Origin of the sequence: Microbacterium commune (genome assembly GCF_014836945.1) — a bacterium.
Taxonomy (GTDB): Bacteria; Actinomycetota; Actinomycetes; order Actinomycetales; family Microbacteriaceae; genus Microbacterium; species Microbacterium commune.
This window is the reverse complement of sequence record NZ_JACSPX010000001.1, coordinates 472,797-488,772: the sequence shown is the minus strand read 5'-3', so window position 1 is coordinate 488,772 and position 15,976 is coordinate 472,797. Positions and strand designations below refer to the sequence as shown.

Here is a 15,976-nt window from a genome sequence, read left to right as displayed (position 1 = left end):
CCGTCCCCTGTGACAGAGTGGAGGGGATGCGAATCTCGGACAATCCCCTTCGTGGCCAGCAGTTCCCGGCAGCGCTTCTTCTCGCCGCCGCGGCGCTCGGCCTGCTGCTGGCGAACCTCGCGACGCACGACGGGATCGCCGACGTGCTGCATGCGCATATCGCCATCCCCGGCACGGGACTCGATCTCTCGATCGAGGAGTGGGTGGCAGACGGGCTGCTCGCGATCTTCTTCCTCGTCGTCGCGATCGAGCTGCGGCACGAGCTCACCCACGGCGAGCTGGACTCGCCGCGCAAGGCGGTGCAGCCGGCGATCGCCGCGACCGGCGGCGTGATCGTGCCGATCGCCGTCTACCTGCTGATCGCCGGACCCGCGACCGGCGAGGGCACAGCCGTCGGCTGGCCCATCCCGACCGCCACCGACATCGCGTTCGCCCTCGGCGTGCTCGCCATGTTCGGCAAGGGGCTGCCCTCGGCGGTGCGTGTCTTCCTGCTCGCCCTCGCCATCCTCGACGACATCATCGGCATCATCTTCATCGCCGTGCTGTTCGCGCACGACGTGAACTGGGCGATGTTCACCCTCGCGGTCGCGTCTGTCGTGGTGTTCGCCGTGCTCAGCCGGGTGGTCGCCAAGAACGGCTCATCGGGGGTCGCCGTGCTGATGGGGGTCGTCGGCGTGCTCGCCTGGGGCTTCATGGCGCTCTCCGGGATCCACGCGACGATCGCCGGAGTGATGCTGGGCCTGGCGATGTCGCCCGTGCCCTCCGAGAAGACCCGTCACGCGCTCGAGCCGACGGTGAACGGCGTGATCCTGCCGATCTTCGCGTTCGTCGCCGCGTTCGTCGTCATCCCGCCGGTGTCGCCCGCCGAGCTGTCGCCGGCGTTCTGGGGCATCCTCATCGCGCTGCCGGTCGGGAAGATCATCGGCATCGGGATCTTCGGGTGGCTGAGCATGCAGCTGCGCCCGAAGGGAACCGAGCCGGCGCTGCGCCTGCCCGACATCCTCGCCGCCGGCACCCTCGGCGGCATCGGGTTCACGGTGTCGCTGCTGCTCGCGAACCTCGCCTTCGCCGACGACAACGGGATCCGCGACCAGGCGATCCTCGGTGTGCTCGGCGGCTCGCTGATCGCCCTGGTGCTCTCCGCCATCGTCGTCACCGCGCGGGCGCGCTCGTACCGCCGGCTCGCGGCGGCGGTGGAGTGAGCCGATGACAGATCCGCTGAGCGAGCCCGATGCGCTGCGTGCCGCCGCCGAGACGATGCGGCAGGTGCGCGAGCGATGCGTCTGGTCGCAGCGGATCACCCACCGCGACCTCGTGCCCTATCTCATCGAGGAGGCGCACGAGCTGATCGACGCCGTGGAGCGCGACGATCGCATCGAGATGCGCGAAGAGCTCGGCGACCTGCTCTGGCAGGTGCTGTTCCACGCGGCGATCACCGCGCAGAGCCCGTCCGACCCGTTCGACATCGACGACGTGGCGCGCGGGCTGACCGAGAAGATGGTGCGACGGCATCCGCACGTCTTCGGCGATGCCGTCGCGACCACGCCCGACGAGGTGCTCGTGCACTGGAACGCGGCCAAGGCGGCCGAGAAGCGCGAGCGGCGCAGCGTGCTCGACGGCGTGCCGGCGGGCATGCCCGCGCTGGCCCGAGCGCACAAGCTGCTCGGACGGGCCTCGTCGGTCGTAGAGCCAGCCGAAGGAGCGTCCGCGCAGGTCGGGCAGCCGGCATCCGAAGCCGAGCTGGGTGACGCCCTGCTCGCCCTCGTCGCCGCAGCGCGAGAGCAGGGATGGGACGCCGAGCGCGCGCTGCGCGAGCGCCTCCGCCTGCTCGAATCCGAGGTGCGCGCCGCCGAGCAGGCGGGCTGACCGTTCGAATCGCTCATCTTGCCGCCGCGACGCCCGGATCGGCGCAAGTAGAGCGATTCGAAGAGCCCGTCGGTGACCTGGGAAGATGGATGCGTGGCAACTGTGAACCCTCCGCGCGGCATGCGCGACTTCCTCCCCGCAGAAAAGGCTCGTCGAGAGCGTGTGCTCGCCGTCATCCGCGAGCGCTACCGTGCGCACGGCTTCGACGAGATCGAGACCCCGGTGGTCGAGGAGCACGGGCGCCTGCACGCCGGCATCGGCGGCGACAACGAGAAGCTGTCGTACAGCATCCTGCGCCGCGGACTCGACGCCGACGGCATCCGGGCTGCGGCTGACGACCCGGCCGCGCTCAGCGACCTGGGCCTGCGCTACGACCTCACGGTCCCGCTCGCTCGCTTCTACGCGACGAACCGCGGGCAGCTGCCGACGGTGTTCCGTGCGATCCAGATCGGGCCGGTGTGGCGCGCCGAGCGGCCGCAGAAGGGCCGCTACCGCCAGTTCGTGCAGTGCGACATCGACATCATGGGCGACGAGAGCTCCCGGGCGGAGGCGGAGCTGATCGTCGCGTCCCTCGACACGATCGACGCGCTGGGCCTGCAGGGCGGCACGGTGCGGGTCAACGACCGTCGCGCGCTGGACTGGATGCTCGACAGCTTCGGCTTCACCGAGGACGAGCGCCCCGGCGTGCTGATCACGATCGACAAGCTCGACAAGATCGGCCCCGACGGCGTCGCGGGGGAGCTGCGCGAGCGTGGAGTCACGGCCACGGCCGTCGACGCGTTCGAGGCGTTCCTGAAGCGCCCGCAGACGCGCGAATACACCCCCTACGGCGAGCGGCAGATCCGCAAGGCGCTCCCCGAGAGCGCTCCCGACGAGATCGTCGCGCACCTCGCCTCGCTCGGCGAGGCGGTCGTCGCCGCACGCCCGGATGCCGGGGCGCCCCCTCTCGTGTACGACCCGTTCCTCGTGCGCGGCATGGGCTACTACACGGGAACGATCTTCGAGCTCGCGCACCCCTCCGTGAGCTACTCGCTCGGCGGCGGCGGGCGCTACGACGGCATGATCGGCCGGTTCCTCGGCCAGCAGGTCCCCGCTGTGGGCTTCTCGATCGGCTTCGAGCGCATCGTCGACCTGGTCGCCGAGCAGGAGGTCGATCAGGCCCAGGCCGTCGTGCTCGTGCACGACGCCGACGTGCCGGTCGCGCAGCTGCTGGCGCACAAGTCCGCGCTGCTGAGCGCGGGTGTCGCTCGCGTGCGCCTCGAACGCCGCGCGAAGAACATGAAGGCGCTGCTCGAGCGCTCGGCTGCCGACGGCTACACCGGCTTCGCCTCGGTGCGGTCCGGCGACGAGCCGGGCTCCGCCGAGATCAAGCCGCTGGCCTGATCCGCCCACGCCGAGGAGGGCGAACACACGAGCGCAGGTCGATGTCACGGCATCCGACCTGCGCTCGGCTGCTCGCCTGCACCCGCGCGCCCCGCGCCCGATGCACCCGCGCGCGCCCGCATCGGCGCGCACAGCTCAGCGCACGACGAGTCTCAGCCGCAGCATCCGGTACCCGATGCCGGCCAGCACGACCCCGGTGCCGATCAGCGAGGCGAGTGCGGGCAGCGTCGAGACCAGCACCAGGCATCCGATCGCGCCGATCACCTGCAGCGCCTTCGGGTAGCGGCGCACGTCGGCTCCCTGGCGCAGCGCCGCGGCGTTCGCGATCAGGTAGTACAGCAGCACGCCGAACGACGAGAAGCCGATCGCTCCGCGCAGGTCGGCCACCAGCACGATCCCGATCACGATCAGTGCCACGGCGACCTCGGCGCGCTGCGGCACCTGCCACCGCTCGTCGACGACGGCGAGGAACCGCGGCAGATCCGCCTCGCGTGCCATGGCCAGCGTGGTGCGTCCGATGCCGGTGATGAGGGCGAGCAGCGCGCCCAGAGACGCCGTCGCGGCCGCGATGCGCACGACCGGACCCGCCCAGCTCCAGCCGGCGGCCTCGGCGACGTCGGCGAGCGGATGCGCGCTGCCGACGGCATCCGCCCCCAGCGTCAGCATCACCGCGACCGCCACCAGCACGTAGACGACGACCGCGCCGCCGAGGGCGAGCACGATCGCGCGGGGGATCGTGCGGACGGGGTCGATCACCTCCTCGCCCATGGTCGCGATGCGCGCGTATCCGGCGAAGGCGAAGAAGAGCAGGCCCGCCCCCTGCAGCACGCCGTACGCGGTCGCGTCGGGCAGGGGAGCGGGAGAGGCCTGCGGTGCGGCGGCGAGTCCGGATGCCGCGACCGCGGCCAGCCCGAGCAGCGAGAGGACCACGAGGATGCGTGTCAGCAGCGCGGTGCGGGTGACGCCGAAGCAGTTGACGGTGGCGAGGGCGGCGACCGCGAGCACGGCGACGGGCGTCCGCCAGCTCTCCGGGGCGGCGTAGGCGGCGAAGGTCATCGCCATGGCCGCACAGCTCGCGATCTTGCCGATCACGAAGCACCACCCCGCGATGAAGCCCGACCACGGGCCGATCTCGGCCCGCGCGTACGCGTACGTGCCGCCGGCGACGGGGTGCACCGCCGCGAGCTGCGCCGAGGAGGTGGCGTTGCAGAACGCGACGAGGGCGGCGATCGCCAGCGCGATCAGGATGCCGGAGCCGGCGACTCCGAGGGCCGGTGACCAGACGGCGAACACCCCGGCGCCGATCATCGAACCGAGTCCGATCGCGACGGCGTCGACGAGGGTGAGGCGGCGGGCGAGCGGCATCCGCCCATGCTCCCACCCCGGGGTGAACGGGGAGTGACGTGACGCGCTCCCCGATGATCGATCGCGGCCCGGAAGTTCTACTTGCCCTAGTTGATCTAGTGTGAGTAGAATAATGCGAAAGGGAGGTGCATATGCTCATCCGAGTCGACCCCGACAGCCCTCGCCCGCTGTTCGAGCAGATCGCCGCATCGGTGCGCGGGGAGGTGCTCGCCGGGCGCCTGGGCCCCGGTGACCGGCTGCCCGCCGCGCGCGACCTGGCCGATGCGATCGAGGTGAATGTGCACACGGCGCTTCGCGCCTACCAGGAACTGCGCGACGAGGGCCTCGTCGAGCTGCGCCGGGGGCGGGGTGCGATGATCTCCGCCTCGGCCGCGCCGCTCGCCGAACTCGCCGGCGAGATCACGGCGCTCGTGCGCCGCGGCGCCGATCTCGGTGTCGCCCCTGCCACCCTCGCCGCACTCATCAAGGAGATGGAATCATGACCACACCCGGCACGCAGATCGACGCCGCCGCCGACGTGCGGCGAGCCCGACGGGCTCTCACCGTCGTCGGCCTCGTCATCCCGGCCGTCTTCACCGCGGTCGCGGTCGCGCTGATCGCCGTCTGGATGCCCGAGCTGCCCGACCCCGCGGCGACCCACTGGGGAGCCGGCGGCGTCGACGGGTACGGACCGCCCGTGACCTACCTCTGGCTCGCCATCGGCATCGGACTCGGCCTTCCGCTGCTGTTGGTGACGGTCACGCTCACCATGGCGCGACAGCAGTGGGGTGTGACAGCACGGTTCCTGGGAGCGCTCGCGCTCGCGCTCTCGGGCTTCAGCGCCGTGACGACGACCGGGTCGACGTGGATGCAGCGTGGCCTGTCCGACGCCGCCGATGCGACCGACGTGCTGCCCGTGCTCGTCGGCGCGTTCTGCGCTCTGCTCATCCTCTCCGCCGCGGGCTGGGTGCTGCAGCCCGACGTCGAGGCGACCGGGCCCGTGACGCTGAAGACCACGCGTCTGCCGTCGATCTCTGCGGGGGAGCGGGTGGTCTGGATGGGCACGGCGAGGATGGCGCGCGGCGGCCTCCTGATCGTCGGGTTCGCCTGCGTCGTCCTGATCGGGGTGACCGCGGTGATGCTGCTGCAGGCGCCCGGGAGCGCGTGGATACCGCTGCTCGTGCTGGCCGTGGTCGGTCTCGCCCTCGCGGCGACGGCATCGTTCCGCGTGCGCGTCGGCGCGGACGGGCTGCACGTGCGCTCCCAGCTGGGATTCCCGCGGCTGCACGTGCCGCTCGACGAGATCACCGGCGTGCGCGCGATCGAATGCCACCCCTTCGCCGAGTTCGGCGGCACGGGCTGGCGGGTCGGTCTCGACGGCCGCACCGGTATCGTGCTGCGCACCGGACCCGCGATCGAGGTCGACCGCCGAGGCGCGGGCGCGGTCGTGATCACCGTCGACGGTGCCGAGACGGCCGCGGCGACCCTGCAGGCGCACCTCGAGCGCCGAGCAGAGGCCTGAGCGGAGGAGCATCGAGATGACGGATCAGCCGACCGACCGGATGCCCGAGGTGGGCCGCACGGCCATCGTCGCGTTCATCGTGCTCGCGCTCGGACTGGCGTGGGCTGTGGCACTGCCGCTGTGGCTGGGCGGCGGCCTCGCGTCGCCGCTCGCCGGGCTGCTGCTGCCGCTGATGATGTACACGCCCGCGGCCGCGGTGCTCGGGGTGCTGCTCGTGCTCCGGCCCGTGCCACGCGGCCGGCGACTCCGCCTCCTCGGCATGTGGCCGCTGCGCCCGGCGAGACGCGTGGTGGGCATGAGCATCATCGCGCTGTTCGGCACCATCGGGGTGGTGGCGCTCTCCCTCGCCGTCGCCGTCGTCTGCGGCTGGATCACGCTCGATCTCGTGACGTTCTCGGGATTCGCGGAGGTGCTGCAATCAGGTCCCGCCGGAGCGGCCGCACTTCCGCCCGTCGGCCTGCTCGTCATCGCGCAGCTGCTGGCGATGCCCGTCGCCGCGGCCACCGTGAACGCCGTCGCCGCGTTCGGCGAGGAGATCGGCTGGCGCGGGTTCCTCCTTCCGGCCCTGCGTCGGTACGGCACCTGGCCCGCCCTGCTCATCAGCGGCGCCGTGTGGGGGATCTGGCACGCGCCGATCATCCTGCTCGGGTACAACTTCGCGCGCACCGACATCACCGGAGTGCTGCTGATGACCACCGGATGCCTGGCATGGGGAGTGCTGCTGGGCTGGCTGCGTCTGCGGTCCGGGTCGGTGTGGCCGCCCGTCTTCGCGCACGGCGCCCTCAACGCGGCAGCCGGCCTGCCCACCCTGCTGTTCGCTGCCGGCACCCGTCCCGATCCGGCGCTCGCGTCCGTGCTGGGCGCGTCGGGGTGGATCGCATGCGCTCTGGTGGCCGTCGTGCTGCTGGTCACGGGTCAGTTCCGCCGGCAGCCGGCTCTCGCGACACCGCCCTCCGGGCCGGCCGCCGCGTCGCGCCCTTGACCTCGGCGCGCACGGCGACTTGGCTGGGGGGCATGGTCGAATCCACCCCGCACGCCTGGCGCGCCGCCGACGAGTACCTCTCCGACCTGCTCGTCGGGCGCGACCCCGCCCTGGAGCGCGCTCTGTCTGCGCAGCAGGCGGCGGGCATGCCCGACATCGAGGTCGCACCGGTCGCGGGCAAGCTGCTGAATCTGCTGGTGCGGATGAGCGGCGCACGGCGCGTGCTCGAGGTCGGCACGCTCGGCGGGTACTCGACCATCTGGATGGCCCGGGCCGTGGGCGACCAGGGTCGGGTGGTCACGATCGAAGCCGAACACGTCAACGCCGCGGTCGCGCGCGCCAGCATCGACGCCGCCGGTGTCGGCGATCGCGTCGACATCCGCGTGGGGCGTGGCGAGGACGTGCTGCCCACGCTCGTCGGCGGCTTCGATCTCGTGTTCATCGACGCCGACAAGGAATCCAACACGCTCTACCTCGACTGGGCGGCGCGACTCGGGCATCCGGGCACCGTCGTCATCCTCGACAACATCGGCCGCGACGGCGAGATCGTCGACGCCGAGACCGCCGACTCGAAGGTCATCGGCACGCAGCAGGCGCTCCGGATGCTGGCCGAGGACCCCCGCTTCGACGCGACCGCGCTGCAGACCGTGGGCGTCAAGGGATGGGACGGCGTGGCGCTCGCGCTGATCGTCTGACATCCGCCCGAGGGGCGAGGACGGGCACGGCTAGACTGAAGCGCGGATCGACGTCGCTCCACCACCACCCTTCCCTCCCTTTCGAAGGAGCACTTCTGTGGCACTGATCGAGGCTGTAGGCGCACGCGAGATTCTCGACTCGCGCGGAAACCCGACCGTCGAGGTGGAGGTGCTCCTCGATGACGGTGTCGTCCAGCGCGCCGCCGTCCCCTCCGGCGCATCCACCGGAGCGTTCGAGGCGTACGAGCTGCGCGACGGAGACAAGGGCCGCTACGGCGGAAAGGGCGTCCTGAAGGCCGTCGAGGCCGTCATCGACGAGCTCGGCCCCGCCATCGAGGGCGTCGAGGCGAGCGAGCAGCGCATCGTCGACGAGATCCTGAACCAGGTCGACGGCACCGACAACAAGAAGCGCGTCGGCGCCAACGCCATCCTCGGCGTCAGCCTGGCCGTGGCCAAGGCCGCCGCCGACTCGGCCGACCTGCCGCTGTTCCGCTACCTGGGCGGCCCCAACGCGCACCTGCTGCCCGTCCCGCTGTTCAACGTCATCAACGGCGGCGAGCACGCCGACAACGGCATCGACATGCAGGAGTTCTTCCTCGCACCGATCGGCGCCGACACCTACTCCGAGTCGCTGCGCTGGGGCGTCGAGACCTACCACGTGCTGCGCAGCGAGCTGAAGGCTGCCGGCTACGCCACCGGTCTCGGCGACGAGGGCGGCTTCGCCCCCGACCTGCCCAGCAACCGCGAGGGCCTCGAGTTCCTCATCAAGGCGATCGAGAAGGCCGGCTTCACCCCCGGCAAGGACATCGCGCTCGGCCTCGACGTCGCCGCGACGGAGTTCTTCAACGACGGCGTCTACCGCCTCGACAACAAGGACTGGACCGGCCCCGAGCTGATCGAGTACTACCAGGGCCTCGTCGCGGACTTCCCGATCGTCACGATCGAGGATGCCCTCGCCGAAGACGACTGGGACAACTGGAAGCTGCTCACCGAGGCCCTCGGCAGCAAGGTGCAGCTGGTCGGCGACGACCTGTTCGTCACGAACCCCGAGCGCCTCGGCGACGGCATCAAGCGCGGTGTCGCCAACTCGCTGCTCGTGAAGGTCAACCAGATCGGCACCCTGACCGAGACCTTCGACGCGGTCAGCCTCGCGCAGCGCTCGGGCTACACGGCCATGCTCTCGCACCGTTCGGGCGAGACCGAGGACACCACGATCGCCGATCTGGCCGTCGCGACCAACGCGGGTCAGATCAAGACCGGTGCGCCCGCACGCAGCGAGCGCGTCGCGAAGTACAATCAGCTTCTGCGCATCGAAGAGGATCTGGGCGACGCCGCGGTCTTCGCGGGTGCGTCGGCCTTCCCGCGCTTCCAGGCGTGAGCCGGAGCGCGCGCTGATCTGAACGGACGAAGGAGGAGGAGCATGGCCAGACGACCCGCTCCTCCTCCTTCGGCGTCCGTGCCCGCGTCGTCACCCTCCTCGCGCGCGTCCGGCGGACGCACGGTCGATGTGAGGGAGTGGGCGAGCGGCATCCGCCTGTCGGGTTTCGCCGTGATCATGCTCTCGCTGGTCGTGCTCGGCACCTGGGTGCTCGTGCCGACCATCGGCACCTACCTCGGCCAGAAGCAGAAGATCGCCGCGCTCGAGCACTCGGTGCAGGTGACCGAGGAGCAGATCGCCGATCTCGAGCGCGAGCGCGATCGATGGGACGACCCGGCGTACATCACCACCCAGGCGCGTGAGCGGCTGTACTACGTCAAGCCCGGCGAGGTCGTCTACCTCGTCGACGACGATCTGGATCCCGCCGACCTGCCGCCCGAGCAGCAGGAGGTCAGCGCCCAGCTCGAGGAGCGCCCGGCCGACTGGATGCCGCAGCTGCTGCGCGGGCTGACCTCCGCAGGGCTCGCGAAGACGGCCGTCGAGGCGCCGACTCCGCAGGGCTGAGGTCTGTCACAGTGACCTCCCGTACCCTGGTGGGGTGACGACACCTCCCTTCCCGACGCCCACCGCTGCAGAGATCGATGTGGTCTCGAGTCAGCTGGGCCGTGCCGCCCGCGGCGTCATCGGCATCGCCGCGCGCTGCGTCTGCGGCAACCCGACCGTGGTGGCCACGGCGCCCCGTCTCGACGACGGAACGCCCTTCCCGACGTTCTACTACCTGACGCACCCCGCGGCGACCGCCGCGATGTCAACCCTCGAGGCGACGCAGGTGATGCCCGAGCTGGCTCGGATGCTCGAGGAGGACGACGACGTCGCCGCAGCCTACGGCCGCGCGCACGAGGCGTACCTCGCCGACCGCGCGCAGTTCGGCGAGGTGCCCGAGATCGACGGCATCTCGGCCGGGGGGATGCCGACGCGCGTGAAGTGTCTGCACGCTCTCGCCGGGCACGCTCTGGCCGCGGGGCCGGGTGTGAACCCGGTGGGGGATGCCGCGCTGGAGCGCTCCTCCTGGTCGCCCGAGCGATGCGCGTGCGTCGACCCCGGCGCCGCGTTGGCGGACCGCGCGTCATGACGGCCGCTCGGATGCTGCGTGGCGTCGCTGTGACAGCGGCGATCGCGGCATCCGCGGTGTTCGCGGCCGTGCCCGCACCCGCCTCCGCCGCCTCGGCGACGTCGACGTCGACGTTGCAGGCGCCCACGGAGACGGCGACGCCCGCCGCGCCACCGATCCCCGACGACCCGAACGACCCCGCCCGGGCGATGGAGTACTGGCTCGACGGTGCTGGGATCCGGCAGGCCTGGAACGTGACCAGGGGCAAGGGCGTGAAGATCGCGGTCATCGACACCGGCATCGGCAAGCCGCCGGTGATCTTCGACGGCGCGGTGGCCGACGGCACCGACGTGTCCGGCGTCGGCAGTGCGGACGGGCGCACCCCGGTCGGCGTGCGCGATCCCAACCACGGCTCGTGGGTCGCCTCCCTCGCCGCCGGACGCGGGAACCCCGACGGCACCGGGATGATCGGCGTCGCACCGGAGGCACAGCTGCTGTCGGTCTCGCTCGGCTTCCCCGGCTCCGCGTCGACGAAGCCGTTCGTCGACCAGGTGGTCGAGGCCATGAAGTGGGCCGTCGACCACGACGCCGACGTCATCAACCTCTCCTTCACCACCAACACCCTCGACTGGGATCGCAGCTGGGACGAGGCGTTCCTGTACGCGTTCGAGCACGACGTCGTGGTGATCGTCGCCGCCGGCAACCGCGGCAGCGGCACCTCGATGATCGGCGCGCCTGCCACGATTCCGGGTGTGCTGACCGTCGGCGGCGTCGACCAGACCGGGGTCGCCAGCCGCGGCGCATCCACCCAGGGCATCACGATCGGCATCTCGGCGCCGAGCGAGTCGCTGCTGGGCGTCTCGGCCGACGGCACCCTGCGGTCGTGGGACGGCACGAGCGGGGCCGCCCCGATCGTCGCGGGTGCTGCCGCGCTGGTGCGCGCAGCGCATCCCGATCTGGATGCGGCCAACGTCATCAACCGCCTGATCAGGACCGCGCAGCCCGTGCCCGACATGGCGCGCACCCCCGACCCGCTCTACGGCTACGGTCTGCTCGATGCCGAGGCCGCGGTCACGGCATCCATTCCCCGCGTCTCGAGCAATCCGATGGGCGACCTGAAGGAGTGGATCCGGGTCTACCGCCGTGCCGATGCTCCCGAGCAGCCGGTGCCAGAGCAGCCCGCGACCCCGGTCGCCGTGCCGCCGCTCCCGCCGGTCGAACGGTCCGTCGAGGCCGCGTCGCCGCTGCTCCCGACCGAGGAGTCGCTGCGATACGGTACCCTGCCGCTGTTGGCCCTCACGGTGCCTGGTATCCTGGTAGCGCTTGGCGTCACCGCAGCTGCCCGGCGCATCCGATCGGAGCGCGGTAGACGCACTCCCACACCCTGACGACGAGGAGTTGTCCCCCTGTGCCTCAGAACAGCACTGCACCCCGCATTCTGATTGTCGGTGGAGGGTACGCCGGTTTCTACACCGCCTGGAAGCTCGAAAAGCACCTTCGCAAGGGCGAGGCGGACGTGACGATGGTGGACCCGCTGCCGTACATGACGTACCAGCCGTTCCTGCCCGAGGTCGCAGCCGGATCGATCGAGCCGCGTCACGCGGTCGTCACGCACCGTCGTCACCTCAAGACGACCAACGTGATCACCGCCAAGGTGACGGGCATCGACCACGCCAACAAGGTCGCCACGATCACCCCACCGGTCGGCGAGCCGTACGAGTTCGCGTACGACCAGATCGTCGTCACCGCCGGTGCCGTGTCGCGCACCTTCCCGATCCCGGGGATCGCCGACAACGCGATCGGCCTCAAGACCATCGAGGAGGCCGTCGCCGTGCGCGACCGCCTGCTGTCGAACTTCGACAAGGCCGCGGCCATCCCGGCCGGCCCCGAGCGCGACCGCCTGCTGACCGTCGTCGTCGTCGGCGGCGGCTTCGCCGGCATCGAGGCGTTCGCCGAGCTGCGCTCGTTCGCGTCGTCGCTGATCTCGAAGTACCCGCAGCTGTCGTTCGACGACACGCACTTCCACCTCATCGAGGCGATGGGTCGCATCATGCCCGAGGTCTCACTCGAGACCAGCAAGTGGGTCATGAAGGACCTCGGCAAGCGCGGCGCGTTCATCCACCTCGACACCCAGGTGACCAGCGCCGTCGACGGCAACGTCGAGCTGTCGACGGGTGAGGTCATCCCCACCGACCTGATCGTGTGGACCGCCGGCGTCATGGCCAACCCGACCGTCGTGCGCGGCGGCGACCTGCCGACCGAGCAGCGCGGCCGCATCTCGGCGCAGGCCGACCTGCGCGTCGTCGACGCCGACGGCAACCCCGTCGAGGGCGCGTGGGCGGCCGGCGACGTCGCCGCCGTTCCCGACAAGACCGGTGGCCTTCCCGACGGCACCTGCGTGCCCAACGCGCAGCACGCCGTGCGTCAGGCCAAGCTGCTGGCGAAGAACCTCGTCGCCGTGTTGCGTGGCGAGGGCACGAAGGACTACTTCCACAAGAACCTGGGCGCGGTGGCGGGCCTCGGCCTCTACAATGGCGTCTTCCAGTCCGGCAAGATCGCGCTCAAGGGCTTCATCGCGTGGGTGGCGCACCGTGGCTACCACGGCCTCGCCATGCCGACGTGGGAGCGCAAGTGGCGCGTGCTCTGGGGCTGGTGGAACAACCTGTGGCTGGGACGCGACTTCGCGAACCTCGCCGCCGTGCAGCACCCGCGTGCAGCGTTCGAGGAGTTCGCGGCGCGGCCGCGCCCCGCGGTCGCAGAGGCCGCCGCACCCGCCGCGCAGAAGAACGCGGCGAAGTCGGATGCCGGCAAGCCCGCTCCGGTGAACGATGCAGGTGAGAGCGCGGAGAAGAAGCCGGCCGCGAAGGCCGACGCTGCGAAGCCCGCTGCCAAGAAGCCCGCTGCCAAGAAGCCGGCCGCGAAGAAGCCCGAAAGCGTCGAGACCACGGTCTGACGCGTAAGTCTCAAGGGTCCGTCCGAGCGACAGCTCGGGCGGACCCTTCTTCGTGCCCCCACTGGGATTCGAACCCAGACTGAAGCGTGTTTAAGACGCCTGCCTCTGCCATTGGGCTATGGGGGCCTGCATTCACCCTATCGACGCGTCACCCGAGTCGTAGGGTGGGGGAGTGCTCGATCTCACCGCAGGCCACGGCCCGGCATCCGATTCCGATGCGCCCTGGCATTCCCCCGACCGCTTCTGGTCAGCGCTGACCGACGCGACCGCGCATCTCCCCGCCCCCGTGGCGGTGATCGAACGCGAGGCGCTCCGACACAACGCGATGGACCTGCTGGTGCGCGCCGGGGGCCTCCCGATCCGGGTCGCGACGAAGTCCGTGCGGGTGCGAGCCGTTCTCGATGCTGTGCTCGAGATCCCCGGCTACCGCGGACTCCTCGCTTTCACCCTCGCGGAGGCGCTCTGGCTGGCCGAGCGCTACGACGACATCGTGCTCGGCTATCCGACGGTCGACCGCGCCGGACTGGCCCGCCTGCTCGCGGACGAGCGCGCGGCGTCACGCATCACCCTGATGGTCGACGACTCCGCCCATCTCGACGTGATCGATTCTGTGGCGGGTCCCACCTCGCGCCCCGAGGTGCGGGTCGCGATCGACGTCGACGCGTCGCTGCGCTCCTCATCCCTCGGTCATGTCGGCGTGCGCCGGTCTCCGCTGCACTCGGCGGCGCAGGTCGCCGCCTTCGCCCGTGAGATCGTGCGCCGCCCCGGCTTCCGGCTCGTCGGCCTGCAGATGTACGAGGCGCAGATCGCAGGGCAGGGGGATGCCGCGGGGCCCGACGCCCCGGTGATCCGCATGGTGCAGGCGCGTTCGCGCGACGAGCTGCGCCGGCGCCGCGCCGAGATCGCCGACGCGATGACCCAGATCGCTCCGCTCGAGTTCCTGAACGGGGGTGGGACGGGGTCGCTGGAGTTCACCGGAAGCGATGAGTCGCTGACCGAGGCGACCGCGGGCAGCGGCCTGCTCGCCGGTCACCTCTTCGACGGGTATCGCTCGTTCCAGCCCGCGCCGGCGGCATCCTTCGCCCTCGACGTGGTCCGCAAGCCGACACAGGCCATCGCGACCGTTCTGGGCGGGGGCTGGATCGCGTCGGGTCCTGCCGTGACATCGCGTCAGCCGCTGCCGGTGTGGCCGGCAGGACTGCGCACGCTCGGCCGAGAGGGCGCGGGGGAGGTGCAGACGCCGCTGCGCGGAGCTGCCGCCGAGGATCTGCGTGTCGGCGATCGGGTCTGGTTCCGGCACGCGAAGAGCGGCGAGCCGGCCGAGCGGATCGATCGGTATCATCTCGTCTCGGACGGCACCGTGGTGGGCGAGCTGCCGACGTATCGCGGCGAAGGGAAGGCGTTCCTATGACCCGACCGGGCGGAACGTGGCAGAACTGGGGTCGCACCGCGCAGGTGCGACCCGTGCGCGTCGAGCGTCCCCGCTCGCCCGAGGGCGTGCAGCGGTCGGTGGTGGCGGCAGCCTCCCAGGGGCTCACCGTCAAGGCCGTCGGCGCCGGGCACAGCTTCACCGGGATCGCGGCGGCCCCCGGTGTGCTCCTCGAGCTCGATGATCTGCAGGGGCTGGTCTCGGCCGACCCGCAGACGGGCCGCGTGAGCCTGCTCGCGGGCACGCGCCTGCATCGCATCCCCGCGCTGCTGAAACCGCACGGATTGGCCATGCAGAACCTCGGCGACATCGACCGGCAGTCGATCAGCGGCGCGATCTCGACCGGCACGCACGGCACCGGCGCCCGCTTCGGCGGTATCGGCACCCAGGTGCGCGGACTCACGCTGGTCACCGCGGCCGGCGAGTTCCTGCGCATCGACGAGGAGCACAACAGCGACCTGCTCGCGGGCGCCGTGGTGGGTCTCGGAGCCCTCGGGATCGTCGTCGAGGTCACGCTGCAGTGCGTGCCGGCGTTCGTGATGCACGCACAGGACGTTCCGCTGCCCCTCGACGAGACGCTCGCATCGCTGGGCGAGCGGGTGGCGGATGCCGATCACTTCGAGTTCTACTGGCATCCGCACACCGACGTCGCACTGACGAAGACGCAGACGCGCCTGCCGGAATCGGCACCGCGGCGTCCCCTTCCGCCCGTGCAGCGCTGGCTCGACGAGAGAGTGCTGGCGAACGGCGTGTTCGGCGCGTTCTGCGCGGTGAGCCGAGTGGTGCCGGCCGTGATCCCGCCGTTCAACCGGCTCGCGGCGAAGGTGACCGGCGATGCCGACTACGCGGATCGATCGCACCGGGTCTTCGTGCACCACCGTGGCGTGCGCTTTCGCGAGATGGAGTACGCCCTGCCGGCCGCGAACGTCGGTTCGGCGTTCGACGAGCTGCGCCGGCTCATCACCGCCCGCGGGTGGCGCATCGAGTTCCCCGTCGAGGTGCGTTTCGCCGCGGCCGACGACCTGTGGCTGTCGACCGCATCCGGCCGCGACAGCGCATACATCGCCGTGCACCGCTACTGGCGGGTCGATCCGCGCGAGTACTTCGACGCCGTCGAGCAGATCATGCTCGACCACGGCGGTCGCCCGCACTGGGGCAAGCTGCACAGCCTGAGCGCCGCGCAGCTGCGTGACCGCTACCCGAGGTTCGACGACTTCGTCGCCCTGCGCGACCGCCTCGATCCCGACCGGCTGTTCGGCAACCGGCACCTCGAGCGGATCCTCGGGGCCTGAGCCCGGCCTGTCATCCAGCCG

General features: G+C 71.2%; 15 protein-coding genes and 1 tRNA gene. 14 read left to right on the top strand and 2 right to left on the bottom strand.

Annotated features, from left to right (window positions below):
- The first annotated feature begins 26 nt into the window (after positions 1-26).
- The 3 genes from H9633_RS02350 to hisS all read left to right on the top strand — a co-directional run bounded on the left by H9633_RS02350 (position 27) and on the right by hisS (position 3,249).
- The gene (locus tag H9633_RS02350; RefSeq protein ID WP_191711947.1) at positions 27-1,202 is read left to right on the top strand and encodes a Na+/H+ antiporter NhaA; all 1,176 of its coding nucleotides are present in this window, start codon (positions 27-29) and stop codon (positions 1,200-1,202) included.
- 4 nt (positions 1,203-1,206) lie between these two features.
- Positions 1,207-1,866, top strand: a complete 660-nt coding sequence (locus H9633_RS02345) for a MazG family protein (protein ID WP_191711946.1) — start codon at positions 1,207-1,209, stop codon at positions 1,864-1,866.
- Between the two features lie 120 nt (positions 1,867-1,986).
- Entirely contained in the window at positions 1,987-3,249 is a 1,263-nt protein-coding gene (gene hisS, locus H9633_RS02340) for a histidine--tRNA ligase (protein WP_225211139.1), read from the top strand.
- A 135-nt stretch (positions 3,250-3,384) separates the two neighbouring features.
- Here hisS and H9633_RS02335 read toward each other — a convergent pair whose 3' ends face one another.
- A complete protein-coding gene (locus H9633_RS02335; RefSeq protein ID WP_191711944.1) occupies positions 3,385-4,614 on the bottom strand; it encodes an APC family permease in 1,230 nt (409 codons plus the stop codon).
- A gap of 131 nt (positions 4,615-4,745) precedes the next feature.
- Between H9633_RS02335 and H9633_RS02330 the strand changes: the two genes are divergently transcribed.
- From H9633_RS02330 to H9633_RS02290, 9 genes are all read left to right on the top strand, one after another.
- The gene (locus tag H9633_RS02330) at positions 4,746-5,096 is read left to right on the top strand and encodes a GntR family transcriptional regulator (RefSeq protein ID WP_071644572.1); all 351 of its coding nucleotides are present in this window, start codon (positions 4,746-4,748) and stop codon (positions 5,094-5,096) included.
- Positions 5,093-6,115, top strand: a complete 1,023-nt coding sequence (locus H9633_RS02325) for a DUF1648 domain-containing protein (protein WP_191711943.1) — start codon at positions 5,093-5,095, stop codon at positions 6,113-6,115. The genes H9633_RS02330 and H9633_RS02325 overlap by 4 nt, the downstream gene beginning before the upstream one ends.
- 16 nt (positions 6,116-6,131) lie before the next feature.
- Entirely contained in the window at positions 6,132-7,097 is a 966-nt protein-coding gene (locus H9633_RS02320; RefSeq protein WP_071644574.1) for a CPBP family intramembrane glutamic endopeptidase, read from the top strand.
- 32 nt (positions 7,098-7,129) lie between these two features.
- Positions 7,130-7,792 carry an O-methyltransferase gene (locus tag H9633_RS02315; protein WP_191711942.1) on the top strand — a complete coding sequence of 221 codons (663 nt, stop codon included), beginning with the start codon at positions 7,130-7,132 and terminating at the stop codon, positions 7,790-7,792.
- Positions 7,793-7,889: 97 nt separating this feature from the next.
- On the top strand, positions 7,890-9,170 hold the full coding sequence (gene eno / locus H9633_RS02310) for a phosphopyruvate hydratase (protein WP_071644576.1): 1,281 nt from the start codon (positions 7,890-7,892) through the stop codon (positions 9,168-9,170).
- Positions 9,171-9,212: 42 nt separating this feature from the next.
- A complete protein-coding gene (locus tag H9633_RS02305; RefSeq protein WP_191711941.1) occupies positions 9,213-9,734 on the top strand; it encodes an FtsB family cell division protein in 522 nt (173 codons plus the stop codon).
- A 34-nt stretch (positions 9,735-9,768) separates the two neighbouring features.
- On the top strand, positions 9,769-10,302 hold the full coding sequence (locus H9633_RS02300) for a DUF501 domain-containing protein (RefSeq protein ID WP_071644578.1): 534 nt from the start codon (positions 9,769-9,771) through the stop codon (positions 10,300-10,302).
- Positions 10,299-11,669: a S8 family serine peptidase gene (locus H9633_RS02295; protein ID WP_191711940.1), complete on the top strand. Its 1,371-nt coding sequence runs from the start codon at positions 10,299-10,301 to the stop codon at positions 11,667-11,669. Before H9633_RS02300 ends, H9633_RS02295 begins: the two co-directional genes overlap by 4 nt.
- 20 nt (positions 11,670-11,689) lie before the next feature.
- Positions 11,690-13,234 carry an NAD(P)/FAD-dependent oxidoreductase gene (locus H9633_RS02290; RefSeq protein WP_191711939.1) on the top strand — a complete coding sequence of 515 codons (1,545 nt, stop codon included), beginning with the start codon at positions 11,690-11,692 and terminating at the stop codon, positions 13,232-13,234.
- A 53-nt stretch (positions 13,235-13,287) separates the two neighbouring features.
- On the opposite strand, the gene H9633_RS02285 is transcribed toward H9633_RS02290, so the two are convergent.
- A tRNA-Leu gene (locus tag H9633_RS02285) sits at positions 13,288-13,360 on the bottom strand.
- Between the two features lie 46 nt (positions 13,361-13,406).
- Between H9633_RS02285 and H9633_RS02280 the strand changes: the two genes are divergently transcribed.
- Together H9633_RS02280 and H9633_RS02275 are read left to right on the top strand one after the other, a co-directional pair.
- Positions 13,407-14,645 carry a type III PLP-dependent enzyme domain-containing protein gene (locus H9633_RS02280; RefSeq protein WP_191711938.1) on the top strand — a complete coding sequence of 413 codons (1,239 nt, stop codon included), beginning with the start codon at positions 13,407-13,409 and terminating at the stop codon, positions 14,643-14,645.
- A complete protein-coding gene (locus H9633_RS02275) occupies positions 14,642-15,955 on the top strand; it encodes a D-arabinono-1,4-lactone oxidase (protein ID WP_191711937.1) in 1,314 nt (437 codons plus the stop codon). Before H9633_RS02280 ends, H9633_RS02275 begins: the two co-directional genes overlap by 4 nt.
- Positions 15,956-15,976 lie beyond the last annotated feature (21 nt).

Bases quoted from the DNA above. Each gene is read 5' to 3' on its own strand.
- H9633_RS02315 (WP_191711942.1), top strand. From the start codon at position 7,130: ATGGTCGAATCCACCCCGCACGCCTGGCGCGCCGCCGACGAGTACCTC.
- H9633_RS02335 (WP_191711944.1), bottom strand. From the start codon at position 4,614: ATGCCGCTCGCCCGCCGCCTCACCCTCGTCGACGCCGTCGCGATCGGA.
- H9633_RS02330 (WP_071644572.1), top strand. From the start codon at position 4,746: ATGCTCATCCGAGTCGACCCCGACAGCCCTCGCCCGCTGTTCGAGCAG.
- H9633_RS02305 (WP_191711941.1), top strand. From the start codon at position 9,213: ATGGCCAGACGACCCGCTCCTCCTCCTTCGGCGTCCGTGCCCGCGTCG.
- H9633_RS02320 (WP_071644574.1), top strand. From the start codon at position 6,132: ATGACGGATCAGCCGACCGACCGGATGCCCGAGGTGGGCCGCACGGCC.
- hisS (WP_225211139.1), top strand. From the start codon at position 1,987: ATGCGCGACTTCCTCCCCGCAGAAAAGGCTCGTCGAGAGCGTGTGCTC.
- H9633_RS02275 (WP_191711937.1), top strand. From the start codon at position 14,642: ATGACCCGACCGGGCGGAACGTGGCAGAACTGGGGTCGCACCGCGCAG.
- H9633_RS02345 (WP_191711946.1), top strand. From the start codon at position 1,207: ATGACAGATCCGCTGAGCGAGCCCGATGCGCTGCGTGCCGCCGCCGAG.
- H9633_RS02325 (WP_191711943.1), top strand. From the start codon at position 5,093: ATGACCACACCCGGCACGCAGATCGACGCCGCCGCCGACGTGCGGCGA.
- H9633_RS02295 (WP_191711940.1), top strand. From the start codon at position 10,299: ATGACGGCCGCTCGGATGCTGCGTGGCGTCGCTGTGACAGCGGCGATC.
- H9633_RS02350 (WP_191711947.1), top strand. From the start codon at position 27: ATGCGAATCTCGGACAATCCCCTTCGTGGCCAGCAGTTCCCGGCAGCG.